The sequence below is a fragment of the Leyella stercorea DSM 18206 genome (assembly GCF_000235885.1).
Lineage (GTDB): Bacteria > Bacteroidota > Bacteroidia > Bacteroidales > Bacteroidaceae > Prevotella > Prevotella stercorea.
Window position 1 is genome coordinate 1 of sequence record NZ_JH379366.1, and the last position, 25,091, is coordinate 25,091.

Sequence of the window (25,091 nt, forward strand, 5' to 3'; positions counted from 1 at the left end):
AAAGTAGTCAACTAAAAGCGTTAAACTACAATAATTGAGAAACTCCCGCGATAATGTAACCGAACTCCCGCGGTGCTAAAACAAAATTCCCGCGATGATGTAACATCATTACATCATCGCGGGAATTTCATAATGTATCGTCCTACGCTTTTTGTTGAAAAGCTTTTATTGTAAAAAGGCTTAACTTCTACCGAATAAAGACCTAACCTTTACTCTGCAAACGCCAGCGGGAAGATGCGCTTGGCGGTGGCATTGGTAGCCTCGGCAACGGCATCGTCACTCACGCCGTAGGCTTCGGCGAGACGCTGGAGCACGAACTTGACATAGGCACTCTCGTTGCGCTGTCCGCGCATGGGCACGGGAGCCATGTATGGCGAGTCGGTCTCTATCACGATGCGGTCGAGAGGCACCACGGCAGGCAGCACTTCGGGCAGATGACTCTTCTTAAAGGTGAGCACACCGCCGATGCCAAGCACGAAGCGGTCGAACTGCAGCAGTTCTTCCGCCTCGTGTTCGTTGCCGGTGAAGCAGTGGAACACGCCACCGGGCAGATCGTTCTTGTAGCGACGCAGTAGCTGCACCATCTCGTTCTGACCCTTACGACAGTGGATCATCAGCGGCAGGCGTGTCTCTACAGACCATTTCACCTGCTCTTCGAAGGCATCGAGCTGCTCCTGCTCAAACTCGCGCGACCAATAGTAGTCCAAGCCCACCTCACCGATAGCGATGAAGCGGTTCTCTGGTTTCAAGTATTGCTTCATTTGGGCAAGCACGTCGCGCCAGTCGGCTCGCACCTCCTCGGGATGCAGACCCACCATCGGGTAGGCATAGCCGGGATATTGGCGACAGACATCGAGAATAGCTTCCGTCGACTTGATGTCGATGGCAGGAAGGAACACCTTGCCCACTCCTGCCTCACGGGCACGAGCCATCACTTCGGCACGGTCTGTAGCGAACTCATCGCCGTCCAAATGCGTATGTGTATCTATGAACATTCTTCTGTTTTATAAGTTGACGAATTGTCTACCAACAATTAATACTTGCGTTTCATCATGCGCTCGGCGTAAGCAGCCAGTTCTGCCTTACGCTCCTCAGCAACAGATACTTTTGCGAGATATTTGCGACTCTCGGCGAAGAAGTATTCTATCTTCTGCTGAGCGAGTCGGTCGATGCCAATCTCGTTGTAGAGGCGTGTCACGGCAGCCACTTTCTCTGCGCGGTCGAACTCCGTAGCCTCAATCCAACGCACAAGCTCGGCACGCTGCTCGTCGTTGGCACGGTTGAAGGCGTTGATGAGCATGTATGTCTTCTTGTTGGATGTGATGTCGCCACCTATAGCCTTGCCGAACACCTTTGTGTCGCCATATACGTCGAGATAGTCGTCCTGCAGCTGGAACGCCAAGCCAATCTGCTCGCCGAAGCGGTAGAGGTTGTCGGCATCCTCAACAGAAGCACCGCCAAGAATAGCGCCAATCTTCAGGGCACAAGCAAGAAGCACGCTTGTCTTCAGACGAATCATCTCGATATACTCCTCCTCAGCAACGTCGTTGCGGTGCTCGAAGTCCATATCGTACTGCTGACCCTCGCCGATTTCGAGTGCTGTCTCGGTGAACAGAGCGAGCACCTCGGCAAGTTTCTCCTTCTCACACTGTGCGATGCGCTGGTATGCAAGCACAAGCATCGAGTCGCCAGAGAGGATTGCGGTGTTGGCATCCCAACGGCGGTGTACGGTTTCGTGTCCGCGACGCAGGTCGGCGTTGTCCATGAGGTCGTCGTGCAGAAGTGTATAGTTGTGGTATGTCTCCAAGCCACAAGCAGGCATGACGATCGACTCGGGGTCGTCCTTGAACAGATTGTAGGCAAGGAGCATCAGCACGGGGCGTATGCGCTTGCCGCCAAGCGAGAGGACGTAGCGGATAGGTTCGTAGAGCGACGACGGCTTGCGGTCGTATGCGAGGTTGTCAAGTGTGTCGTTGACAAGTTTCAGGATTTGATCAGATGTGTGCATGATTAATGTTGTTATGTGATGTTGAGATGTTGTGGTGTTGTTATGTTGAGATTTGATGGTGAGGGGGTGAGATGGCATTCTACAACTTGAAGTCGATAGGCACGGCGAAGAGCGTGCGACAGGGTTTATTGTTGTTGATGCCGGGTTTCCAGTTGGGCATCATCTTCGCCACGCGCAGAGCCTCGCGGTCGAGAAGCGGATTGGCCGACTTCGTCACCTTAATGTCTGTGAGTGATCCGTCGCGATTGATGACAAACGAGACAACAACGCGTCCTTCTATCTTCTGCTTCTGTGCAGCGAGAGGATACTTGAGGTTGTCGGTGAGCCACTTCACGTAAGCCGACATGCCACCCGGAAACTCGGGCAACTGCTCCACGATGCGGAAGTTGAGCGGATTGTCGCCCATGTCTACGGCAGCCACCTGCGTATCGTCTTTTCTCTTATCATCTTTGTCTGCCGAAGGCGCATCCTCCTCGTCGCCCTCGATATACGTATCGGCGATGGTCTTAAGCGGCTCCATCTCCTTCGGCTCGTCAACAATGTTCACACGCTCAGCTTCTTTCGGCTTCTGCTTGCGTACATCCATCGCAGCCACCATATCCTCGCGCTCTTTCTTTGGGCGTTGCTCCATCTCTTCGAGAAAGTCGTCAAGCGCATTGTCCGATGTGCTGCTTCTGCCGCTCCAGGTGACCAGCTCCAACAGCGCAACAAAGACCAACGTCGGCATGACGAGTCCTATCAAGAACCACAGAGGGCGCTTGCGTTCAAGGTCTGCTTTCTTTGACTTCTTTTGTTCCACCTTAAATATATATTACTTCGTTTCACTTCTTATAACCTTGCAAAGTTACGCTTTTTATATAAGAAACGGGCACTTTTGCAGTGTTAAATATAGGTAACTGGCGGTGGAAAGCATTAGCATTATTTCGCTATATCCATAAAAATGTTTAATTTTGCACTCGTTTACAGGAAACTATAATTTTATATTCACTCATTCAACACTAATTTATACGGATGAAAACATTCGATTTAAAGCCCCAGTTGTTTGACACACTGAAGTCGTACAACAAGAAGAACTTCATGTCTGACCTCATGGCAGGCATCATTGTAGGCATTGTGGCACTACCGCTCGCCATCGCATTTGGTATCGCCTCAGGCGTAACACCCGAGAAGGGCATCATTACCGCCATCGTAGCCGGCTTCCTCGTGTCGCTGCTCGGCGGCAGTAAGGTACAGATTGGAGGTCCGACGGGAGCTTTTATTGTTATCATCTACGGCATCATCCAGAAATACGGCATCGAAGGACTCACCATTGCTACCATCATGGCAGGCGTATTCCTCATACTGTTCGGACTGCTGAAGCTCGGAACTATCATCAAGTACATCCCCTACCCGATTGTTGTAGGATTCACAAGCGGTATCGCCGTAACCATCTTCACCACACAGATTAAGGACCTCTTCGGACTGACCATCGACTCGGTGCCGTCCGATTTCGTCGAGAAGTGGATTTGCTACATACAGCACTTCTCCACCGCCGACCTATGGTGTTCGCTGGTGGGCGTATTGAGCGTGATAATCATCGCAATCACACCGAAGTTCAGCAAGAAGATACCCGGCTCGCTCGTAGCCATCATCGTTATGACCATAGCAGCTCTGCTCCTGAAGCAGTACGCAGGCATCACAAGCATTGAGACCATCGGCGACCGCTTCAACGTGAGCAACGCCATACCCGACGTGCAGGTACCAGTGATGACATGGGAGACAATAAAGAGTCTGGTGGCTCCGGCTATGACCATCGCCGTGCTCGGCGCTATCGAGTCGCTGCTGTCGGCTACCGTAGCCGACGGTGTCATCGGCGACCACCACAACTCCAACACCGAGCTTGTGGCGCAGGGCGTAGCCAACCTCGCTTCGCCACTCTTCGGCGGCATCCCTGCAACGGGTGCCATCGCTCGCACAATGACCAACATCAACAACGGCGGACGCACTCCTATCGCCGGCATCATCCACGCCGTAGTGCTGCTGCTTATCTTCCTCTTCTTCATGCCATTAGCCAAGTACATCCCTATGGCGTGCCTGGCAGGCGTGCTCGTAATCGTGAGCTACGGCATGTGCGGCTGGCGCTCGTTCGTAGCACTGATGAAGAACCCGAAAAGCGATGTGACAGTGCTGCTCATAACCTTCTTCCTCACTATCATCTTCGACCTCACCGTGGCTATTGAGGTGGGACTCATCATAGCCTGCCTGCTCTTCATGAAGCGTATGTCGGAGACTACGGACGTGAAGGTTATCATGGACGAGATAAACGAGGAGTCGGACATCAGCAAGGGCAACATCGAGCACCTTACTATCCCTGAGGGCGTGGAGGTGTACGAAATCAATGGCCCGTACTTCTTCGGTGCCGGCAACAAGTTTGAGGAAATCATGGCTTCGTTCGGCGACCGCCCGAAGGTGCGCATCATACGTATGCGCAAGGTGCCGTTTGTCGACTCAACAGGCATACACAACCTCACCAATCTCTGCGAGATGAGCAAGAACGAGGGCATCACAATCGTACTCTCTGGTGTGAGCGAGAAGGTGCACGCCCAACTACAGAAAGCTCGCTTCTACGATATTCTGGGCGAGGAGAACATCTGCAGCCATATCAATCTGGCACTCGAACGTGCTAAGGAGATTGTTAGCGAGAAGTAGAAGACTTACTACTGTCCGCAAACCATTTAAGCGGACTGCAAGCCATCGTCACCCGAACGCAATCCAATCGGACGGCGGACGCAATCCAATCAGACGGCGAACGCAATCCGACCAGACGGCGAACGCAATCCAATCGGACGGCGAACGCAATCCGATCAGACGGCGAACGCGAACGATGACTAATTAATCAAAAGGCGTGCCTGCAGGCGCGCCTTTTTGCTTTCCCAAACACAACAAATCGGAAACTCCTGCGTTATTATTAAAATAAATAACTAACTTTGCAGAAGAATGAAGAAAGCAATAATAACAACCATAGCCGTGTTAGCAACGACGACAGCATCAGCGCAGGAAAGCCAGACAGCCTACAACTTTCTGCGTCTGCCGGTCAGCGCACACGCCGCAGCCGTGGGTGGCGACAACGTGACACTCGTTGAAGACGATGCCGCGCTGATATTCAACAACCCTGCCCTGCTCTCTTCTGTAAGCGACAAGACAATCGGACTGAACGTTATGACCTACATGGCGGGAGCCAAGACTGCAAGTGCCACATTCAACCGTACCGTGGGCAAACGCGCATCGTGGGCTGTGTCGGGACAGTACATGGACTACGGCAAGATGCGACAGACCGATGCCAACAACAACCAGTTGGGCGAGTTCTCCGCACGCGACATCTCAGTAGCCGGATATTTCTCGTATATGCTCAACGACCGCTTCGCTGGCGGCATAACGGCGAAGTTCCTGACATCGCACATAGGAGGCTACAACTCGGTTGGCGCAGGCATCGACCTCGGTCTCAACTACTTCGACCCCGAACACGACTGGTCGCTCTCGATTGTAGCAAAGAACTTAGGAGGACAGTTGAAGGCATACGACGACGAATACGACCCGATGCCTATCGACATACAACTCGGAGCAAGCAAGCGACTGGCACACACACCACTGCGAATCTCAGCCACGCTTGTAGACCTCACCCACTGGAACTACCGCTTCTTCAACCATCTTGTTCTGGGCGTAGATGCCACTATCTCGCAGAACTTCTGGCTCGGATTAGGCTATAACTTCCGACGTGCCGACGAGATGGAGATAAACACCTCAGAAGGCGGAAGCACCCACTTGGCAGGTTTCTCGGTGGGAGCAGGCGTTAGCCTCAACCGCTTCAAGATAAACTTAGCTTACGGCAAGTACCACGTATCGAGCTCGTCGCTCATGCTGAACCTCGCCTTCTCGCTTTAAACAACTAACGAACAACTAAAAACATATACTAAATATACAACTTATATATGAAGAAAATTGTGATAGCCATCGACGGCTTCTCATCATGTGGCAAGAGCACAATGGCAAAGGATCTTGCACGCGAAGTGGGATATATATACGTTGACACTGGCGCTATGTATCGTGCAGTGACGCTGTTCGCCATGCGCAACGACGTGTTCGACGCCGAAGGCAACATCGACGAAACGAGACTAAAGGCGCTGCTGCCCGATGTAAAACTCACATTTCAGCTGAACAATGAGACTAAGCTGCCTGAAGTCTGCCTCAACGGAGAGAACGTAGAGCGATACATACGCACATTGGAGGTATCGCAACACGTGAGTCCGATAGCGGCTCTGCCCTTTGTACGCGAGAAACTCGTGGAGCAACAGCAAGCCATGGGCAATGAGAAGGGCATCGTGATGGACGGACGCGACATCGGTACGGTGGTGTTCCCCAACGCCGAACTGAAGATTTTCGTGACTGCCTCAGCCGAGATACGCGCACAACGCCGTTTCAAGGAGCTTGAAACAAAGGGTATGCCTGCCGATTTCGACGAGATACTGCAGAACGTGGAGCAGCGCGACTACATCGACACCCACCGCGAGACATCGCCTCTGCGCCAAGCCGACGACGCACTCGTACTCGACAACAGCCACCTTACTATCGCCGAACAGAAGGTGTGGCTCATGGAGAAGTTCAACGAGAGAACACAAGAATAATTTAATAGATTATCGAAATGGAAACATTGCACAATGAACTGTTAACAGTTGAAGTGTCCGACCTTGGAGCCGAGCTCCAGAGCATCAAGGACGACGAAGGCAAGGAGTATTTGTGGCAGGGCGACGACCGCTACTGGGGACGCCGTTCGCCTATCCTCTTCCCTATTGTATGCGGACTGTGGAAAGGTACATACCGCACCGAAGGCGACACCTATCAGATGGGACGCCACGGCTTTGCACGCGACATGAACTTCCGAGTGCTGAAGAAAGCTGACGACCGCGTGACATACGTGCTCTCAGACACAGAGGCTACTCTGCGCCAGTACCCATACCGCTTCATGCTGTCAGTAACGTACAAGCTCGTGGAGAACGAGATACACGTCATCTGGCATGTTCACAACACCGATACACGCGAGATACACTTCCAGATAGGTGCTCACCCTGCTTTCTACCTGCCAGGCGTGCAGGAAGGCGAGCCAATCAAAGGCTGCCTGCGCTTCGACCGTGGCGACAAGATTGAGCGCATCTATGGCAATCACGAGGGTTGCATCACCGACGACCGCTACGAACTGGAGGGATGCAACGGCGGACTCTGGGCTTTCAACGAGGAGAGTTTCAAGGACGACGCAGTAATCATCGACAAGTGCCAGTTGCGCGAGATAGAAATACTCGACCCTCAGACAGCGCGTCCTGCAGTCACAGTAAGCTTCAACGCTCCTTGCGTTGGCATCTGGACACCTTACGGCAAGAACGCTCCGTTCCTCTGCATCGAGCCGTGGTATGGCGTACACGACCACTACGAGTATCGCGGTCAGTTCCGTGATAAATACTTGATGAATCACCTGCAGCCGGGTGCTTCGTTCATGAGCGAATACATAATCAAGATAGGAGAATAAGCTATGAAGAAGATATTGTTACTGGGTTCGGGCGAACTGGGCAAGGAGTTTGTCATCGCCGCTAAGCGTGCAGGACAGTATGTCGTGGCATGCGACAGATATGAGAATGCCCCGGCAATGCAGGTTGCCGATGAGCACGAAGTGTTCAATATGCTCGACGGCGACGCTCTGACAGCTGTTGTCGAGAAACACCGCCCCGATATCATTGTGCCGGAGATTGAGGCGATACGCACCGAGCGTCTCTTCGACTTCGAGAAGGAGGGCATCCAGGTGGTGCCGAGCGCACGCGCCGTGAACTATACAATGAACCGAAAGGCTATTCGTGACCTCGCTGCAAAGGAGTTAGGCCTGCGCACAGCCAAGTACTTCTACGCTACTACGCTCGAGCAGTTGCGCGAACACTCTAAGGAGATTGGTTTCCCATGCGTAATCAAGCCGCTCATGTCTTCGTCTGGTCACGGACAGAGCATCGTGCGCAGCGAAGCCGACCTCGAGAAGGCGTTCAACGACGCAATGGAAGGCAGCCGCGGCGACGTTAAGGAGATTATCATTGAGGAGTTCATCCACTTCGACTCTGAGTTCACACTGCTCACCGTGACACAGAAGGACGGACCGACGCTGTTCTGCCCGCCTATCGGACACGTGCAGAAGGGCGGCGACTACCGCGAGAGCTGGCAGCCGTTTGCTATTCCGGAAGATGAGCTGCGCAAAGCTGAGGATATGGCTGAGAAGGTGACACGAGCACTGACCGGTGCCGGCATCTGGGGCGTTGAGTTCTTCCTCACAAAGCAGGGCGAAGTAATCTTCAGCGAGCTGTCTCCGCGTCCGCACGACACGGGTATGGTGACTCTCGGACACACAACAAACCTTTCTGAGTTCGAGCTCCACTTCCGTGCCGTAATGGGTATGCCTATCGCAGGTATCCACTTGGAGCACGCAGGCGCAAGTGCGGTTATCCTCTCACCGAAGGAGTCGAACGACCCACTGCCTTACAACTTCGTTGAGGCTCTGAAGGAAGACCACACACGCATACGCATCTTCGGTAAGGAAGAGGCACACTTCGGCAGACGAATGGGCGTAGTGCTCTGCTACGGCGAACCGACAGATGACACAACCGCATTGCGCGACAAGGCGAAGCGCCTGGCTGCCACCGTATTGGGCACAGACCCGTATATGGATAAATAAACGACCTGAAAAGAACTGATTATGAAAGTAGCAGATGCTAAGATAATTGACATCCCGAAGATTGAGGACCGACGCGGTAACCTCTCAGTTGTAGAGGAGTTCAAGAACGTGCCGTTCCATATTGCTCGCGCCTACTGGCTCTATGATGTGCCGGCAGGTGCGATGCGTGGCGGTCATGCACATAAGCGATTGAAGCAACTGCTCATTGCATTGAGTGGCTCGTTCACCGTTACACTCGACGACGGACACGAGAAGCGCAAGATTCTGCTCAACCGCCCTTATCAAGGACTGCTCATCGAAACGGGAATATGGCGCACCATCGACGACTTCTCGTCGGGTGCGGTGTGCCTCGTGCTCGCCTCGGAGCTGTACGACGAGAGCGATTACATCTACGACTACGAGGAGTTCCTTAAATATAAAGGTGTAAAGAAATGATGCAGATAGAACGACTATCTCCCGACGAATATGCAAAGATATACACGCCGCAGCACGTGTTCAACTCGGTGGACTTCACCGAACTGAACCGCAACAAGGCTGAAGATCTTCACTATTTGTCGATACACGACACGAAGCACCGCTTCGGCATTATACTTGGTGAGCGCAACGGAATGTTGCGCTCACCATTTTCGGCTCCATTCGGAGGCTTCACAACACGTGGCGTTCAGACTCTTGAACGCATGGAGGAGGCAGTCGACTTATTGCTTGCATACGCTGCAGAACGCTCACAACAACTTGCCGTAACGCTGCAACCGCTTGTCTACGACGAAACACAACTGTCGAAATGGACGAGTGTGCTCACGCGCAAGATGAATGTGCGCTGCACGGATCTCAACTATCATGTTGACCTCCAGCGCATTACTAACTACGAAAAGATTATCGACCGCAGCGCAAGAAAGAACCTTCATCATGCGCAGAACGTACCGTTCAACCTCATAAAGCTCAACAGCAACGACCTCGAAGACGTAGCGCGAGCATACGAAGTGATATGCCGCAACCGTGAGGAGCGCGGTTTTCCGCTGCGCATGACGCTGGAGCAAGTGTGGCAGACGGTGAGCAACGTCATACGAGCCGACTTCTTCGTGCTTGAACATGAAGGCGAAGACGTGGCTGCGGCGCAGGTCTTTCATGTAGCCGAGGGCGTTGCGCAGGTGGTATATTGGGGCGACATACGCGAGTATTCGGCTCTGCGCCCAATGAACTTCCTCACCTACTCTCTGTTTCGTCATTATTACGAAGCCGGACTGCGCACGCTCGACATCGGTCCGTCGACGGAAGACGGCATACCCAACTATGGCTTATGCGAGTTTAAGGAGAACATAGGCTGTTCCGTAACATTAAAGTATAGTTTTACGAAATGATTAAATATCTTGATTTAAAGTCGGTTACAGCACAACACAGCAGCGAGATAAGCGAAGCCGTGCAGCGCGTTGTAGAAAGCGGATGGTATCTGCAGGGAGCAGAGAACAAGGCGTTCTGCGAAGAGTTCTCCAACTTCATAGGCACCGCTCACTGCGTAGGTTGCGGCAATGGACTTGATGCCCTTACACTCATTCTGCGTGCCTACAAAGAGATGGGAGTAATGCAGGACGGCGACGAGGTGATCGTGCCTGCGAACACATATATCGCAACCATACTCGCCATCACCGAGAACAATCTGAAGCCGGTGCTCGTAGAACCGCGCATCGACACATTCCAAATTGACGACACACGCATCGAGGAGGCGATAACGCCCCGAACACGTGCCATAATGATTGTACATCTCTACGGCAAGTGCGCCTACACCGACCATATCGGTGACATCTGCCGACACCACGACCTGCGACTCATCGAGGACAACGCGCAGGCTCACGGCTGCAAATACGGCAACCGACGCACCGGTTCGCTTGGCGATGCGGCCGCTCACAGCTTCTACCCGGGCAAGAATCTCGGCGCATTGGGCGACGGCGGAGCTGTAACAACCGATGACAAAACTCTTGCAGAGATGATTACAACACTTGCCAACTATGGTTCGAGCCGTAAGTATGTGTTCGACTATAAAGGCAGAAACAGCCGACTCGACGAAGTGCAGGCTGCCGTGCTGCGTGTTAAACTGCGCTATCTTGACGCAGACAATGCACGCCGCCGCGAGATAGCAAAGCAGTACGCAGAGCGCATCCACAACGAACGTCTGCAGCTTCCTTCAATGGAATACTGCAAGCAGAGCGTGCATCATATCTTCCCCGTTCTATGTAAACAGCGCGACGAACTACAGAAGTACCTTCTTGAGCACGGCGTACAGACGATGGTTCACTACCCCATACCGCCACACAGACAGCTTTGCTACAAGGAAATGGCAGAACTACAGTTGCCTATCACCGAGCAGATACACGCCGAAGAACTGAGCATTCCGCTCAACCAAACACTCACACAAGAGGAAGTGGCGACAATCATCGACGTGTTGAACAAATTTTAGGCGCAGTTGTTTTGTCATTCGACATTTTCTTAGTAACTTCACACCGTGAAAACTCGCAATGCAAGCGAATCACTTGCTTGCCATACAAGCGAAAGACATGCAACAAAAGCCCCACAATTGAATTTAACAAATTAAAAACTAATATTTTCAAACCAAATCAATGAAAGAGATAGCTATTGAAGACAAGAAGCGCAGCCCGATATCATGGATTCCGACGCTTTACTTCGCCATGGGTATGCCGTTCGTGGTGCTAAACATGGTATGTACACTTATGTTTAAAGGCCTCGATGTAAGCGACACACAGATTGCGTTCTGGACTTCGCTTATCATGCTGCCTTGGACACTGAAACCACTCTGGAGTCCGCTTCTTGAGATGTATAAGACAAAGAAGTTCTTTGTCATCGTTACACAGATTGCCACCGGCTGCATCTTCGGACTCGTTGCCTTGGCTCTGCATCTTCCCAATTTCTTCGCATTAAGCATCGCGTTGCTCGCAGTTATCGCCTTCAGCGGCGCTACACACGACGTAGCTGCCGACGGCGTTTACATGGCTTCGCTGTCTAAAGACGACCAGGCTCGCTATATCGGCTGGCAGGGTGCGTTCTATAACATCGCAAAAATTGCCGCTACCGGCGGTTTGGTTTACCTTGCAGGTATGCTCATCGACTATTACACGGGCGACCTCACCGGACTCAGCGCTACAGCCGCAGCTGCAGCAAAGCACAACGGAACAGTAGTGGCTTGGACAATCATCATGGCAGTGATTGGCGTGATAATGGTTATGCTCGGTCTGTACAACGCTAAATTCGTGCCGTCGGAAAAGGCAAAGGACGCAGCCGAAAAGCCCGACTTCAAGCAGACTATGATCGACTTGGGCAATGTATTCGTCGACCTCTTCCGCAAAAAACACATTGCTTATTATATCTGCTTCATCATCCTCTATCGTTTTGCAGAGGGTTTCGTGATGAAGATCGTGCCTTTATTCCTTAAAGCCGACGTTGCGAACGGCGGTCTCGGACTCACAGAGAAGGAAATCGGCTTGTGCTACGGCACCTTCGGCGCAGCAGCCTTCGTTATAGGCAGTGTGCTTGCAGGCTACTACGTTGCACACCGCGGCTTGCAGAAGTCGCTCTTCTCGCTCTGCTGCGTATTCAACCTTCCGTTCGTTGCCTACACTCTGCTCGCTATCTATCAGCCGAGCAGCCTTTGGCTCATCGGTGGCGGTATCGTTCTCGAATACTTCGGCTACGGCTTCGGCTTCGTTGGTCTGACACTCTTCATGATGCAGCAGATTGCACCGGGCAAGCACCAGATGGCACACTACGCATTCGCATCGGGCATCATGAACCTCGGCGTAATGCTTCCAGGTATGCTCAGCGGCTACGTAAGCGATATGCTCGGCTACCAGAACTTCTTCATCTTCGTGCTCTTCTGCACGATACCGGCATTCCTCATCACATGGTTTGTGCCGTTCACTTATCCTGACAAGAAATAAATTCACATAACAATAACAACCAAGCACACCTCTTCTCTCCTATGAACGGGACAGAAGAGGCGGCTTTAAAAACTTAAAAAACTATGAGCAAACTTATCATTTCAGGCAACCCATTGCCAAACATGCCTTGGGAAGATCGTCCCGAAGGTCAGAGAACTCCGTTATGGCGCTGTTCAAAGAACCCAATCATTCCGCGCGACTTGCTACCTACATCAAATAGTATCTTCAACAGTGCAGTAGTTCCGTTCGGTGAGGGCTTCGCAGGTGTATTCCGCTGCGACGACACAAACCGCCGCATGGTGCTCCACGTAGGCTTCTCTAAGGACGGCGTGAACTGGAACATCAACGAGGAGCCACTCCGCTTCGAGTGCGACAACAAGGAGATTGGCGAGTGGGTATATGGTTACGACCCACGTGTCTGCTTCATCGAGGACCGCTACTATGTAACATGGTGCAACGGCTACCACGGACCAACAATCGGCATCGCTTGGACAAAGGACTTCAAGACATTCCACCAGCTCGAGAACGCATTCCTGCCTTACAACCGTAACGGTGTATTGTTCCCTGAGAAGATCAACGGCAACTTCGCTATGCTCTCTCGTCCGAGCGACACCGGTCACACACCGTTCGGCGATATCTTCTACAGCGAGTCGCCCGACATGGAGTTCTGGGGACGCCACCGCCACGTTATGGCACCGGCAGCCTTCGAGCTTTCAGCATGGCAGTGCATGAAGATTGGTGCAGGTCCTGTTCCTGTTAAGACATCAGAGGGCTGGTTGCTGTTCTACCACGGCGTGCTCCGCTCTTGCAACGGTTATGTTTACGCATTCGGTTCTGCTCTCCTCGACCTCGAGCAGCCTTGGAAGGCAACACACCGTTCGGGTCCGTACCTCATCTCTCCGCAGACTCCTTACGAGTGCATGGGTGACGTGCCAAACGTATGCTTCCCATGTGCTGAGGTTCACGACCCTGAGACTGGTCGCATCGCTGTCTACTACGGTTGCGCAGACACCGTTACGGGTCTCGCATTCGGCTACATCCCAGAGATTGTAGAGTGGACAAAGAAGAACAGTATCATCTAATAGTAACCGACAATGGATATTACCGAAAGATTTCTTAAATACACACAATTCGATACGCAGTCGGGCGAGGAGTCGCAGACCGTGCCGAGCACATCGAAGCAACTCATCTTCGCCAAGTATCTGAAAGAGGAGCTTGAGCGCGAGGGCATGAGCGACGTGGAGATGGACGAGCAAGGCTACATCTATGCTACGCTGAAGGCAAACACGAAGAAGAACATTCCGACGATTGGCTTCATCTCGCACTACGACACGTCTCCCGACTGCAGTGGAGCGAACATCCGTCCGCGCATCGTGCAGAACTACGACGGCAGCGACATCGTGCTCTCTGAAGGTATCGTCAGTTCGCCGACAAAGTTCCCTGAGCTGAAAGCTCACATCGGCGAGGACATCATCGTCACCGACGGAACCACTCTGCTCGGTGCCGACGACAAGGCAGGTATCGCTGAGATTGTGCAGGCAATGTGCTGGCTGCGCGACAACGACGAAGTGGAGCATGGCGACATACGCATCGCTTTCAACCCCGACGAAGAAATCGGAATGGGTGCACACCACTTCAACGTCGAGAAGTTCGGCTGCGAGTGGGCTTACACCATCGACGGCGGCGACCTCGGCGAACTGGAGTACGAGAACTTCAACGCTGCTGGTGCCAAGGTGAACATCAAGGGTGTGAGTGTGCACACTGGTTATGCCAAGGGCAAGATGGTGAACGCTTCGCGCCTCGCCGTGGAGTTCGCAGAGATGATTCCTGCAACAGACACTCCTGAGGAGACAGAAGGCTACGAAGGCTTCTACCACCTCTTGGGCATCAATTCATGCTGCGAGAAGGCGACACTGTCGTACATCATCCGCGACCACGACCGCGAGAAGTTCGAGCACCGCAAGAACTTCATCGAGGAGTGTGTACGCAAGATGAACGAGAAGTGGGGCGAGGGTACTGTGAGCGTGAACCTCTACGACCAGTACTACAACATGAAGGAGAAGATAGACCCGAACATGCACGTCATCGACATTGTGCTGAAGGCGATGCAGGAAAGCAGCGTAGCTCCGAAGGTGCAGCCCATCCGTGGCGGCACAGACGGCGCACAGCTCTCGTTCAAGGGTCTGCCCTGCCCCAACATCTTCGCAGGCGGTTGCAACTTCCACGGTCCTCACGAGTTTGTGAGCGTGCAGGTGATGGAGAAAGCTATGCAGGTTATCATCAAAATCTGCGAGCTGACTGCACATTACAACGACTAAGCGTTGCTATCAAGCAACTACTGAAAACAATTTAATAGAATGAAAGACAGCCCAAACAATATCGTTTGGGTTGTCTTGTTTTAAAGAATACAAAGTGTCCGAAGTACCTACATTGATCAACGACCTCGCTCTTATCCTCATTGTTGCGAGCACCGTTACCTTACTCTTCAAGAAGCTCAAGCAGCCGCTTGTGCTCGGTTATATCATGGCTGGCTTCATCGTGAGTCCGCACATGCCCTACACCATGTCCGTCATGGACACCGTAGACATTAAGATATGGGCAGACATAGGCGTTATGTTCCTTCTGTTCTCGCTCGGTCTCGACTTCTCGTTCAAGAAGATTCTAAAAATGGGCATAACGCCCGTGATAACGACGCTCACCATCATCTTCGCGATGATGACACTCGGCATCGTTGTCGGACACGCTTTCGACTGGAAGCGTATGGACTGCATATTCCTCGGCGGTATGCTCGCCATGAGCTCCACCACTATTATATATAAGGCATTTACGGACATGGGACTGCGCCAGCAGAAGTTTGCGCAGCCCGTTATGAGTGTGCTCATCCTTGAGGACATACTCGCCATTGTGATGATGGTGATGCTGTCCGCCATCGCCAGCGGCAACAACCCCGACGGCGGCGAGATGATAGGCTCGGTGATGAAGATAGGTTTCTTCCTCGTGCTGTGGTTCGTGGTCGGCATCTTCGCCGTGCCACTCTTCCTGCGCTCTACGCGCAAACTCATCAACAACGAGACGTTGCTCATCGTGTCGCTCGGCTTGTGCTGTCTCATGGCTGTAGTCTCTACAAAGGTGGGCTTCAGCTCAGCGTTCGGTGCGTTCGTGATGGGCAGCATCCTTGCCGAGACAATCGAAGCGGCAAAGATAGAGAAGCTCGTTTCGCCCGTGAAAGACCTCTTCGGAGCGGTGTTCTTCGTGTCGGTTGGTATGCTTGTCGACCCGAAGATTATCGTTGAGTACGCCATACCGATAGCCGTACTCGTGCTTACGATACTCATCGGACAGTCTATCTTCGGCACGTTCGGCTTCCTTATCGGCGGCCAGTCGCTGAAGTCGGCTATGCGCTGCGGTTTCTCGATGGCGCAGATTGGCGAGTTCTCGTTCATCATCGCCTCATTGGGTCTTTCGCTGCACGTCACGGGCGAGTTCCTCTACCCCGTCGTAGTGGCAGTGTCGGTCATCACTACGTTCCTCACGCCCTACATGATACGCCTCTCGGTGCCAAGCTACAACGTGCTGGAGCGCCACCTGCCGAAGACATGGGTACGCGCACTGAACAACATCACGCTCTCCCATCCCTCGTCGGCTCCGAAGAGCAACTGGCACTCGCTCATCGCGCAGATGGCTCGCATCACCATCATCTACTCTATCCTCTCCGTGGCTACAATCGCCCTGATGCTAACGTTCTTCCTGCCGTTCATACGCCGCATGATGCCAGGTATGCACTGGTGGGCTAACGGCATTTGCGGTGTGCTCACCGTGATGTTCATTGCACCGTTCCTGCGTGCCATCGTGATGAAGAAGAACCACTCGGAGGAGTTCCGTGCGCTGTGGAACGACAGCCGGTCGAACCGTATGCCGCTGCTCGTGACTATCCTCGTGCGACTGATTATTGCCTCGGCATTCGTGTTCTACATCTGCAACTACCTCACACGCTTCACCAATGCGCTGATGATGACCATCGCACTGGCTGTGGTGGGCATAATGATTCTGTCGCGCGGACTGAAGAAGCAGAGCATCAAGATGGAGCGCATGTTCGTGCAGAACCTGCGCTCGCGCGACATTGAGCAGCAGGTGCTCGGACTGAAGAAACCACTGTACGAGGGTCACTTGCTCGACCGCGATATACACATATCAGAAATTGAAATACCCGAGAACTCCACTTGGAGCGGACTCTGCCTTGCCGACCTACGCCTAAGCAACCGCTTCGGCATACACGTAAGCAGCATACTGCGCGGACACCGCCGCATCAACATCCCTGGTGGTGACGACATCGTGTTCCCCGGCGACAAGTTGCAGGTCATCGGCAGCGACTCGCAGTTGGCTGCTGCGCACGCTGCCCTCGCCGTCGACATCGAACCCGACGACCCGGACATAGAGAAGCGCGAGATGCGACTCTCGCAGATCATCATCGACAAGCACTCGCCGTTCGTAGGCAAGACATTGCCCGAGACGGGATTGCGCTCGGAGTTCAACTGCATGGTGGTGGGCAGAGAGGAAGGAAAAGAAAACCTCTCTATGGTCGGTGCTACATACAAGATGCGTCTTGGCGACATCCTTTGGATTGTAGGCGAAGACGAGGCACTACGACGATTACAAGATGCCAACCGTGGCGTATAAAACAAAGCTGTCCGCTAAACAAATTGTGTTTAGCGGACAGCAATAAAACTAATTGTACCTTTATACCGTAATCTCTCCCGAACCATAGCAGCGGTGGTGCTCCTCGTCGTAGACTACGCAGAACTGACCCGGTGCCACGCCTTGTATCAGCTCGTCGGCATGGACGATGAACTCGCCCTTGCCCGTGCGCTCAAGCACAGCCGTATGGTATTCGGGCGTATGGCGAATCTTGAAGCGCACACGTGCCGATGTGCCCGGCTCACCCCACGGGTCGAGCGTAAGAAAGTGGAAATCGTGTATGGGGAAATCCTTCTTGTAAGCGGTACGCGGTTCGAAACCCTTACTCACATACAACACATTGTTGGCTACATCCTTCTTCACGACGTACCACGGACCGCCACCGAAACCGAGTCCGTGGCGCTGTCCGATGGTGTGGAACCACAGACCGCGGTGCTTGCCAATGAGCTTGCCCGTCTCCAGCTCGAGCACTTCGCCCGGCTGCTCGCCGAGAAACTTGCGTATGTAGTCGTTATAGTTTATCTTGCCGAGGAAGCAGATACCCTGCGAGTCCTTGCGCTTTGCATTGATTAGATGTTCGCGTTCCGCTATCTCGCGCACTTCGCCCTTCTGGTAATGACCGATTGGGAACAGCGCCTTCTTCAACTGCCAGTCGTATATCTGCGCGAGGAAGTCGGTCTGGTCTTTCACGGGGTCAGGACTTGTTACGAGCCACTTTCTGCCCTGCTCGTCAATCTCGGTCTGCGCATAGTGACCGGTAGCGATGAGATCGTACTCGTGTCCGCGCTTCTCGTGGAACGCACCGAACTTGATGAGTCGGTTGCACATCACGTCGGGGTTGGGCGTGAAGCCAGCACGCACCTTGTCCATGGTGTAACGTGTCACCTGGTCCCAGTATTCGCGGTGGCAGTCCACCACCTCCAGTTTGCAGCCGAAGCGACGCGCCACAGCCGTCGCCATCTCGAGATCTTCCTCCGAAGTGCAGTCCCATTCCTCCTGCTCCTCCGGACCTATCTTTATGTAGAAGCAGTCGGGATGAAGCCCACGCTGCGCCAGTTCGTACACCACAACAGAACTGTCCACGCCACCCGAGAGCAGCACGGCAATCCGCTTATCGTTTAACTCCATATTTGAATATGTTTCGTTCATACGTGCAAAATTACACGAAATAAATGGAATCTCCAACAATAGTGTTGAGATGTTGAGATGTTGAGGTGTTGAGATATGTATAAAAGAGTAATCTCAACATCTCAACACCTCAACATCTCACCATCTCAACATCTCAACACCTCAACACCTCAACACACAGATTCTGTCCTGTTTTTCATTAAAATTCACCGATTTTGGATAATATTCCTTATTTATAACACACCTCGCTTTGCGCATTAAAATTAAACATTTAACTTTGCATCAAGTTTAAACTATTTAATTATTTGATATATCAAAAGTTATGGAAAACAAAAAGAAGCTCATTGCTGGGATAGTAGGGGGTATTGTAGGTCTTGCGCTCATTGGCGCAGTGGCTTATCTCTACATTAATTTGGACAACCAAAGAAAAGAAAACAAAGCGATGCAGGAACTCGCAGAACTCGACAAGAAGGAGATGGAGAACGAGTACCAGCAGTTTGCCAATCAGTATAGCGAGATGCGTATGCAGATTAGCAACGACTCAATCATCGCACAGCTCACAGCCGAGCAGGAGAAAACAGAGAAATTGCTTAAGGAGTTGAAAGAGACGAAGACAAACGATGCTCGCGAGATAGCACGCCTGAAGAAGGAGCTGGCTACCGTGCGCGCCATCCTGCGCAACTATGTCATCGAGATTGACTCGCTCAACCGCTTAAATCATAACCTTACAGAAGAGAACTCACGCATCAAAGGACAATATAACGAGGCTACACGCCAGATTGAGGGCTTGAACACTGAGCGTGCTTCGCTATCGGAGAAGGTGGCTATCGCCGCACAGCTCGACGCTACGGGCATCTCAATGCAGCTGAAGAACAAGCGCGGAAAGTCTACCAACAACACATCTAAGTGTAAGTCAGTGCAGGTAAACTTCTCTATTGCGAAGAACGTCACTGCTGCCAACGGCACAAAGACCTTCTACGTGCGCATCACCACACCTTCGGGCACAGTGCTCAGCGGAGGAGGCTCATTCGCTTATCAGAACCGACAACTCGAGGCTACAATGAAGAAGACCATAGAGTATGATGGTCAGGAGAAGTCGCTTACTCTGTATTGGAATGTGTCGCAGTCGCTCATGGAGGGCACATACCAGGTGAGCATATTCGCCGACGGCAATATGATTGGCTCACGCAGCTTTAGTTTTAAATAATTGGATAACACAAATGATACAAAGATTTCTATTTATCGCCTTGGCTTGTTGTGCGGCTAACGTGCAGGCGCAGCAGAGGCTCAGTCTTGATAGTTGCCGAGCTATGGCTCTGCGCAACAACAAGACGTTGAGTGCCTCGCGCTTGCAGCTGGACATGGCTCACTACAAGGTGAAGGCAGCAAAGACGAAGTATCTGCCACATGTGAGTGCGCTCGGTGGCTACGAATTGACGAGTCGTGAGATTTCGTTGCTAAGCGACGACCAAAAGGCCTCGCTCTCTTCGGCAGGTACACACGCCACTGGTGCATTGCATAACGACATCTCGTCTGCACTCTCCGGACTGGCGCAGCAAGGAGCCATCTCTCCCGAACTTGCTAACGGACTGGGCAACCTCTTCGGACAGGTAGGTTCAAAGCTTGGCAGCGTAGTAGACGGTGTCGGCCAGAAAGTGGTGGATGCTCTCCACACCGACACTCGACAGATGTACACCATATCGGTAATGCTTACACAGCCAATCTACATGGGTGGCGGCATCATTGCTGCCAACCGCATGGCGAAGATTGGCGAGGAGATGGCGGCTAACAACATCGAAGCCACTACACAGTCTACACTCCACTCCATCGATCAGGCTTACTGGCTCGTGGTGTCTGTACATCATAAGAAGCAGCTGGCTGAAAGCTACCTCGAAGTGGTGAAGAAACTCGACAACGACGTACAGAAGATGATTGCCGAAGGAGTGGCTACACGTGCCGACGGACTGAAGGTGGCTGTGAAGGTGAACGAGGCGGAGATGTCGCTCACCCAGGCTGAGAACGGACTCGCCCTCTCGAAGATGTTGCTCTGCCAGCTCTGCGGCTTGCCCGTGGAGAACGACGTGCATCTTGAAGACGAAGAGTCTACCGACTTGGTGGCTACGGCTAACGTGGAGAACACCGACAACAGCGTGGCTATGGAGAACCGCCCCGAACTGAAGTTGCTCGACAACGCTCTCGACCTCAGCCGACAGACGACAAAGCTCGTGCGTGCTGCTTTCCTGCCGCAGGTTATCCTCACCGGTGGATACATGGCATCCAACCCAAACCTCTTCAACGGCTTCGAGCGCAAGCTCTCGGGCGTATGGAACGTTGGCGTAGTGGTACGCGTGCCGCTTTGGAACTGGATGGAAGGTACGTACAAGGTGCGTGCCAGCAAGATAGCATCGAGCATCGTACAGCTTGAGCGCGACGAAATAAGCGAGAAGATTGAGTTGCAGGTAAGCCAGTGCAAGTTCAAGGTGAACGAGGCAAACCGCCGACTTACTCTCGCTCGCAAGAACGTGGAGAACGCAGAGGAGAACCTGCGTTGCGCAAACGTCGGCTTCAAGGAGGGCGTGCTGCAGACCACCGATGTGATGGCGGCACAGACAGCATGGCTCCAGGCACAGTCGCAGAAGATTGATGCCGAAATTGATGTCCGACTCAGTCAAGTAAATCTAAAGAAGGCACTCGGTGTCTTGCAGTAATAACCTTCAATATCATTTTATTATGTCAGAACAATCACAACATAAGAATATTCTTATCACCATCGTCCTTATGACGTTGGTTATTGTGGCAGTGGCTGTCATCGGCACCCTGTCGCTCAAGAGTGAGCCCGAAACAATACAAGGCCAGATAGAAGTGGCGGAGTATCGTGTGTCGAGCAAAGTGCCAGGTCGCATCCTCGAACTGCGCGTCAAGGAGGGCGACTACGTCAATGTTGGCGACACCCTCGCCATACTCGACGCACCCGATGTGCGTGCGAAGATGACACAGGCAGAGTCGGCAGAGAACGCTGCCGCTGCTATGGACGAGATGGCTAACAACGGAGCACGCAAGGAACAGGTGCGTGCAGCGTTCGCCGTACTGCAGCAGGCTAAGGCAGGCTTGGAGATTGCCGAGAAATCGTACAACCGCGTACAGCGACTCTTCGACGAGGGCGTGGTGACAGCGCAGAAGCGCGATGAGGCTTTCGCCAACTATAAGGCATTAGAAGCACAGGTAAAGGCAGCACAGAGCCAATACGACATGGCACTCAACGGTGCACGTATGGAGGAGAAGAAGGCTGCTGCTGCGCAGGTGAACCGCGCCAAGGGTGCGGTGGCTGAGGTGTCGTCGTACATCAACGAAACAATGCAGATTGCACAGATGGCTGGCGAGGTGAGCGATGTATATCCTAAGATAGGCGAGCTCGTAGGCACTGGCTCACCAATCATGTCTATCTCTATGATGAACGACATGTGGGGTACGTTCAACGTGCGCGAAGACCAGCTTGACGGCATGAAGATCGGTAGCGAGATAAAGGCTTTCGTGCCGGCTTACAACCGCGAGATACGCATGAAGGTGTACTACATCAAGGATCAGGGATCATACGCCGTATGGAAGGCTACCAAGTCGAACGGACAGTACGACTTGAAGACTTTCGAGGTGAAGGCTCGCCCTATCGACAAGATTGACGGACTCCGCCCTGGCATGTCGTTAGTGCTGAAGAAGTAAGCAGTCGTCGGTTTTTAAACAGCAAACTATGAAACGACTTCTGCTTATCGCCCAACGCGAATGTCGACGCATGGCAGCCAACCGCATGTACTTGCTTTCGATGCTGCTCTTCCCCGTGTTCGTCACGGTGTTCTTCACGTCGTTCATGCACGAAGGGCAGCCGGAGAATATGCCCGTGGGTGTGGTAGATCTCGACAACACCACCACGACGCGCAAGCTGACACGTCTGCTCGACTCGTTCCAGTCGTCGGAGGTGGTGGCTCACTACCCTTCTGTGGAGGAGGCTCGCCAGGCTATGCAGCGCGGTGACATCTACGGTTTCCTCTACTTCCCGAAGGAGACGACGGCAAAACTCTTGGCACAACGCCAACCGCACGTGTCCTACTACTACAGCTACGCCACACTGACATCAGGTGCGCTCGTCTTTAAGGACCTGAAGACCGTGTCCACACTCGGTTCGGCAGGCGTTGCCAAGTCGGTTATGTCTGCCAAAGGCTACACCGACGACCAGATAATGGCATTCCTGCAGCCTATTGTGCTCGACCTGCATACCGTGGGCAATCCGTGGGTGAACTACAACATCTATCTCTCGACGATGCTCGTGCCGACGTGTCTGCTCTTGCTCATCTTCCTCCTCACGGCTTACGCTATGGGTATGGAACTGAAGGAGAACACTGCCACCGAACTGGTGGCTGCAGCTGGTGGCAATCCGTTCATCGCCCTCGTCGGTAAGATGCTCCCCCACATCGCCGTATGGATTGTGGTGATGGGCGCATACATGGTCTACACCTTCGGTGTGCTCCACTTCCCTCACCCTGGCGGTTGGGGCGTAATCGTGCTGCTCACAGTGCTCAGCGTACTCGCTGCCGTTGGCTTCGGCGTGTTCATGTTCGGACTTCTGCCTGCGCTGCGCATGTCGATGAGCATCTGTTCGCTATGGGGCGTACTCAGCTTCTCGATGGTAGGCACAGCCTTCCCCGTAATAGCTATGGACACACCGCTGCAGGTGCTGGCTAACATCTTCCCCATGCGCCACTTCTTCCTTATCTACGAGACGTGCATCTTCGCCAATAATCCGCTCTCAGACGTAGCACTCAACATCGCGGCACTCGTGTTGTTCGCTGCGGCTCCGGTGTTCGTCATTCTGCGCATCAACCGAGCTTATAAGGAATATGTATATATGGAGTAAGAAATCACGCTTCTCGCTTTTAAGAATACTCAAATGACAATAAAAAAGATACATACATTCTGGGAAGACACCGCAAAGGTGTGGCTGCACGAGCATCTTGAGATGTTCCGCGACGAGGGCGCACTGCTCTTCGTCATCCTCCTGCCACTCGCCTACCCGCTCCTCTACTCGTGGATATACAACAACGAGGTGGTGCGCGAGGTGCCCGTGGCTGTTGTCGACTGCTCCAACTCGGCTACAAGTCGCGAGTTCGTGCGCCATGTCGACGCATCGCCCGACGTGATGGTGGCAGAACGCTGCACATCTCTTGAGGAAGCTACGCGTCTTGTAGGCAAGCACAAGGTGTACGGCGTGGTTTATCTGCCCACCGACTTCGACACTCGTCTCAACCGCATGGAGCAGGCGCACGTCAGTGTCTACTGCAATATGGGACTGATGCTCACGTACAAGGCTATCTTCCAGACCTGCACGGCTGTGGCTGCCGACATGAACTCTGGCATACAGATACGTCTGTCTGGCAACAAGACCAACCGTGAGGACGAACTGACGACGGCACCGCTCAGCATCACCGATGTGCCGATGTTCAACAACACAAGCGGCTACGGCAACTTCATCCTGCCTGCCGTATTAGTGCTCATCCTGCAGCAAATACTACTGCTCGGCATCGGCATCACATACGGCACGAGCTACGAGAAGAACCGTTTCCTGCGCATACGACCGATGCTCGACCGCCGCTTCGGACTGGCTCGCATCATGGTCGGACGCACAATGGGTTTCCTCGTACTCTTCATGCTTATCGCAGCGTGGGTGATACTGGCGGTGCCACGCTTGTTCCACTTCGTGCAGCTTATCCACTTCGGCGATTTCCTGCTGTTCACGTTCCCCTATCTACTGGCGTGCATCTTCTTCGCCATCACCTTCTCTTTCTTCGTGCGTCGTCGCGAGGACGTGATGCTGTTAGTGGTCTTCACCTCAGTGCCGTTCCTGTTCCTCTCGGGAATATCATGGCCAAAGAGCAACGTGCCTGAACTATGGCACTACGTATCGTGGCTTATCCCCTCGTCGTTCGGCATCCAGGGCTTCGTGAAGCTCAACACGCTTGGTGCTACATTCAGCGACATCCTGCCCGAGATAAAGGGCTTGTGGATGCAGACCGTTGTGTACGGCGTGCTGGCAAGTCTGGTAACCTACTGGCAGGTGAAGGGCAGCAAACAAGAAACTGAATAAGAGACACTCTATACATACTAATAATAAAAAAACAGCATTAATGCTTGGGCATTAATGCTGTTTTTTTATTGCTGTTCAACAAAAGCCATATTGCCGTAGCAGAACAACCACGTTGCCGTAGCAGGACAACTGCATTGCCGTAGCGGGACAACTGCGTTGCCGTAGCATGGTAATACAAGGGGTGTAGCGGTCTCCGCTGGAAGATAGGCTGGAAGATAGGCTGGCAGATAACCCGTTCAAAAGAAAATCTTCCAGCCTTTATATGCCTTATAATTAGAGAGTTGCGGCAAAACTGGAAGATATGGGAGATTTTTTCAGCTATCTAAAAAATAGGGGGTGCAGCGGTCTCCGCTGCACCAACCAAGCAGCTTTAATACATTCTTCTTGGTTGGTGCACTTCTTGCTTTGGCAAGCGGCAAAGCCGAGCGGAGACAAGTG

At 52.8% G+C, this 25,091-nt stretch carries 21 protein-coding genes; 17 read left to right on the plus strand and 4 right to left on the minus strand.

From position 1 onward, the window contains the following. Window positions 1–209 precede the first annotated feature (209 nt). The 3 genes from HMPREF0673_RS01435 to HMPREF0673_RS01445 all read right to left on the minus strand — a co-directional run bounded on the left by HMPREF0673_RS01435 (window position 210) and on the right by HMPREF0673_RS01445 (window position 2,807). Window positions 210–995: a TatD family hydrolase gene (locus tag HMPREF0673_RS01435; protein ID WP_007897144.1), complete on the minus strand. Its 786-nt coding sequence runs from the start codon at window positions 993–995 to the stop codon at window positions 210–212. A gap of 38 nt (window positions 996–1,033) precedes the next feature. Continuing rightward, window positions 1,034–2,008, minus strand: coding sequence for a polyprenyl synthetase family protein (locus HMPREF0673_RS01440; protein WP_007897146.1), 975 nt, complete (start codon window positions 2,006–2,008; stop codon window positions 1,034–1,036). A 79-nt stretch (window positions 2,009–2,087) separates the two neighbouring features. Continuing rightward, a complete protein-coding gene (locus HMPREF0673_RS01445) occupies window positions 2,088–2,807 on the minus strand; it encodes an energy transducer TonB (protein WP_007897147.1) in 720 nt (239 codons plus the stop codon). Window positions 2,808–3,019: 212 nt separating this feature from the next. On the opposite strand from HMPREF0673_RS01445, the gene HMPREF0673_RS01450 reads away from it, so the two are divergent. The 12 genes from HMPREF0673_RS01450 (at window position 3,020) to HMPREF0673_RS01505 (ending at window position 17,374) form a co-directional block, all read left to right on the plus strand. Then, a complete protein-coding gene (locus tag HMPREF0673_RS01450) occupies window positions 3,020–4,696 on the plus strand; it encodes a SulP family inorganic anion transporter (protein ID WP_007897148.1) in 1,677 nt (558 codons plus the stop codon). A 288-nt stretch (window positions 4,697–4,984) separates the two neighbouring features. Continuing rightward, the gene (gene porQ / locus HMPREF0673_RS01455; RefSeq protein WP_007897151.1) at window positions 4,985–5,929 is read left to right on the plus strand and encodes a type IX secretion system protein PorQ; all 945 of its coding nucleotides are present in this window, start codon (window positions 4,985–4,987) and stop codon (window positions 5,927–5,929) included. Between the two features lie 47 nt (window positions 5,930–5,976). Beyond that, complete coding sequence (gene cmk, locus HMPREF0673_RS01460) at window positions 5,977–6,669, plus strand: (d)CMP kinase (protein ID WP_007897153.1); 693 nt, start codon at window positions 5,977–5,979, stop codon at window positions 6,667–6,669. A 17-nt stretch (window positions 6,670–6,686) separates the two neighbouring features. Further along, window positions 6,687–7,565, plus strand: coding sequence for an aldose 1-epimerase family protein (locus HMPREF0673_RS01465; protein ID WP_007897155.1), 879 nt, complete (start codon window positions 6,687–6,689; stop codon window positions 7,563–7,565). Between the two features lie 3 nt (window positions 7,566–7,568). Then, window positions 7,569–8,750 carry a formate-dependent phosphoribosylglycinamide formyltransferase gene (gene purT, locus HMPREF0673_RS01470; protein WP_007897157.1) on the plus strand — a complete coding sequence of 394 codons (1,182 nt, stop codon included), beginning with the start codon at window positions 7,569–7,571 and terminating at the stop codon, window positions 8,748–8,750. A gap of 21 nt (window positions 8,751–8,771) precedes the next feature. Beyond that, a complete protein-coding gene (locus HMPREF0673_RS01475) occupies window positions 8,772–9,185 on the plus strand; it encodes a sugar 3,4-ketoisomerase (protein ID WP_007897159.1) in 414 nt (137 codons plus the stop codon). Continuing rightward, window positions 9,182–10,108: a GNAT family N-acetyltransferase gene (locus HMPREF0673_RS01480; protein WP_007897162.1), complete on the plus strand. Its 927-nt coding sequence runs from the start codon at window positions 9,182–9,184 to the stop codon at window positions 10,106–10,108. The genes HMPREF0673_RS01475 and HMPREF0673_RS01480 overlap by 4 nt, the downstream gene beginning before the upstream one ends. After that, window positions 10,105–11,202, plus strand: coding sequence for a DegT/DnrJ/EryC1/StrS family aminotransferase (locus HMPREF0673_RS01485; RefSeq protein WP_007897163.1), 1,098 nt, complete (start codon window positions 10,105–10,107; stop codon window positions 11,200–11,202). The genes HMPREF0673_RS01480 and HMPREF0673_RS01485 overlap by 4 nt, the downstream gene beginning before the upstream one ends. 160 nt (window positions 11,203–11,362) lie before the next feature. Continuing rightward, on the plus strand, window positions 11,363–12,697 hold the full coding sequence (locus HMPREF0673_RS01490) for an MFS transporter (RefSeq protein WP_007897165.1): 1,335 nt from the start codon (window positions 11,363–11,365) through the stop codon (window positions 12,695–12,697). An 83-nt stretch (window positions 12,698–12,780) separates the two neighbouring features. Then, complete coding sequence (locus tag HMPREF0673_RS01495; protein ID WP_022429863.1) at window positions 12,781–13,779, plus strand: glycoside hydrolase family 130 protein; 999 nt, start codon at window positions 12,781–12,783, stop codon at window positions 13,777–13,779. 12 nt (window positions 13,780–13,791) lie between these two features. Then, a complete protein-coding gene (gene pepT / locus HMPREF0673_RS01500; protein ID WP_007897168.1) occupies window positions 13,792–15,015 on the plus strand; it encodes a peptidase T in 1,224 nt (407 codons plus the stop codon). A 94-nt stretch (window positions 15,016–15,109) separates the two neighbouring features. Then, a complete protein-coding gene (locus HMPREF0673_RS01505) occupies window positions 15,110–17,374 on the plus strand; it encodes a cation:proton antiporter (protein ID WP_007897170.1) in 2,265 nt (754 codons plus the stop codon). Window positions 17,375–17,434: 60 nt separating this feature from the next. Here HMPREF0673_RS01505 and mnmA read toward each other — a convergent pair whose 3' ends face one another. Then, a complete protein-coding gene (gene mnmA / locus HMPREF0673_RS01510; protein ID WP_157591605.1) occupies window positions 17,435–18,520 on the minus strand; it encodes a tRNA 2-thiouridine(34) synthase MnmA in 1,086 nt (361 codons plus the stop codon). Window positions 18,521–18,842: 322 nt separating this feature from the next. Between mnmA and HMPREF0673_RS01515 the strand changes: the two genes are divergently transcribed. The 5 genes from HMPREF0673_RS01515 to HMPREF0673_RS01535 are packed head-to-tail and all read left to right on the plus strand — an operon-like array spanning window position 18,843 to window position 24,653. After that, on the plus strand, window positions 18,843–19,727 hold the full coding sequence (locus HMPREF0673_RS01515) for a hypothetical protein (protein WP_007897175.1): 885 nt from the start codon (window positions 18,843–18,845) through the stop codon (window positions 19,725–19,727). Between the two features lie 13 nt (window positions 19,728–19,740). After that, complete coding sequence (locus HMPREF0673_RS01520; protein ID WP_007897176.1) at window positions 19,741–21,228, plus strand: TolC family protein; 1,488 nt, start codon at window positions 19,741–19,743, stop codon at window positions 21,226–21,228. A 22-nt stretch (window positions 21,229–21,250) separates the two neighbouring features. After that, the gene (locus HMPREF0673_RS01525; protein ID WP_007897177.1) at window positions 21,251–22,237 is read left to right on the plus strand and encodes an HlyD family secretion protein; all 987 of its coding nucleotides are present in this window, start codon (window positions 21,251–21,253) and stop codon (window positions 22,235–22,237) included. 28 nt (window positions 22,238–22,265) lie between these two features. Continuing rightward, on the plus strand, window positions 22,266–23,426 hold the full coding sequence (locus HMPREF0673_RS01530) for an ABC transporter permease (RefSeq protein ID WP_040596207.1): 1,161 nt from the start codon (window positions 22,266–22,268) through the stop codon (window positions 23,424–23,426). Between the two features lie 33 nt (window positions 23,427–23,459). Then, window positions 23,460–24,653: an ABC transporter permease gene (locus HMPREF0673_RS01535; protein WP_007897181.1), complete on the plus strand. Its 1,194-nt coding sequence runs from the start codon at window positions 23,460–23,462 to the stop codon at window positions 24,651–24,653. The last annotated feature ends 438 nt before the right edge of the window (window positions 24,654–25,091 follow it).

Excerpts from the sequence above, each read along its gene's own strand:
- HMPREF0673_RS01435 (WP_007897144.1), bottom strand. The coding sequence starts at position 995 with ATGTTCATAGATACACATACGCATTTGGACGGCGATGAGTTCGCTACA.
- HMPREF0673_RS01440 (WP_007897146.1), bottom strand. The coding sequence starts at position 2,008 with ATGCACACATCTGATCAAATCCTGAAACTTGTCAACGACACACTTGAC.
- HMPREF0673_RS01450 (WP_007897148.1), top strand. The coding sequence starts at position 3,020 with ATGAAAACATTCGATTTAAAGCCCCAGTTGTTTGACACACTGAAGTCG.
- porQ (WP_007897151.1), top strand. The coding sequence starts at position 4,985 with ATGAAGAAAGCAATAATAACAACCATAGCCGTGTTAGCAACGACGACA.
- cmk (WP_007897153.1), top strand. The coding sequence starts at position 5,977 with ATGAAGAAAATTGTGATAGCCATCGACGGCTTCTCATCATGTGGCAAG.
- HMPREF0673_RS01465 (WP_007897155.1), top strand. The coding sequence starts at position 6,687 with ATGGAAACATTGCACAATGAACTGTTAACAGTTGAAGTGTCCGACCTT.
- purT (WP_007897157.1), top strand. The coding sequence starts at position 7,569 with ATGAAGAAGATATTGTTACTGGGTTCGGGCGAACTGGGCAAGGAGTTT.
- HMPREF0673_RS01475 (WP_007897159.1), top strand. The coding sequence starts at position 8,772 with ATGAAAGTAGCAGATGCTAAGATAATTGACATCCCGAAGATTGAGGAC.
- HMPREF0673_RS01480 (WP_007897162.1), top strand. The coding sequence starts at position 9,182 with ATGATGCAGATAGAACGACTATCTCCCGACGAATATGCAAAGATATAC.
- HMPREF0673_RS01485 (WP_007897163.1), top strand. The coding sequence starts at position 10,105 with ATGATTAAATATCTTGATTTAAAGTCGGTTACAGCACAACACAGCAGC.
- HMPREF0673_RS01490 (WP_007897165.1), top strand. The coding sequence starts at position 11,363 with ATGAAAGAGATAGCTATTGAAGACAAGAAGCGCAGCCCGATATCATGG.
- HMPREF0673_RS01495 (WP_022429863.1), top strand. The coding sequence starts at position 12,781 with ATGAGCAAACTTATCATTTCAGGCAACCCATTGCCAAACATGCCTTGG.
- pepT (WP_007897168.1), top strand. The coding sequence starts at position 13,792 with ATGGATATTACCGAAAGATTTCTTAAATACACACAATTCGATACGCAG.
- mnmA (WP_157591605.1), bottom strand. The coding sequence starts at position 18,520 with ATGGAGTTAAACGATAAGCGGATTGCCGTGCTGCTCTCGGGTGGCGTG.
- HMPREF0673_RS01515 (WP_007897175.1), top strand. The coding sequence starts at position 18,843 with ATGGAAAACAAAAAGAAGCTCATTGCTGGGATAGTAGGGGGTATTGTA.
- HMPREF0673_RS01520 (WP_007897176.1), top strand. The coding sequence starts at position 19,741 with ATGATACAAAGATTTCTATTTATCGCCTTGGCTTGTTGTGCGGCTAAC.
- HMPREF0673_RS01525 (WP_007897177.1), top strand. The coding sequence starts at position 21,251 with ATGTCAGAACAATCACAACATAAGAATATTCTTATCACCATCGTCCTT.
- HMPREF0673_RS01530 (WP_040596207.1), top strand. The coding sequence starts at position 22,266 with ATGAAACGACTTCTGCTTATCGCCCAACGCGAATGTCGACGCATGGCA.
- HMPREF0673_RS01535 (WP_007897181.1), top strand. The coding sequence starts at position 23,460 with ATGACAATAAAAAAGATACATACATTCTGGGAAGACACCGCAAAGGTG.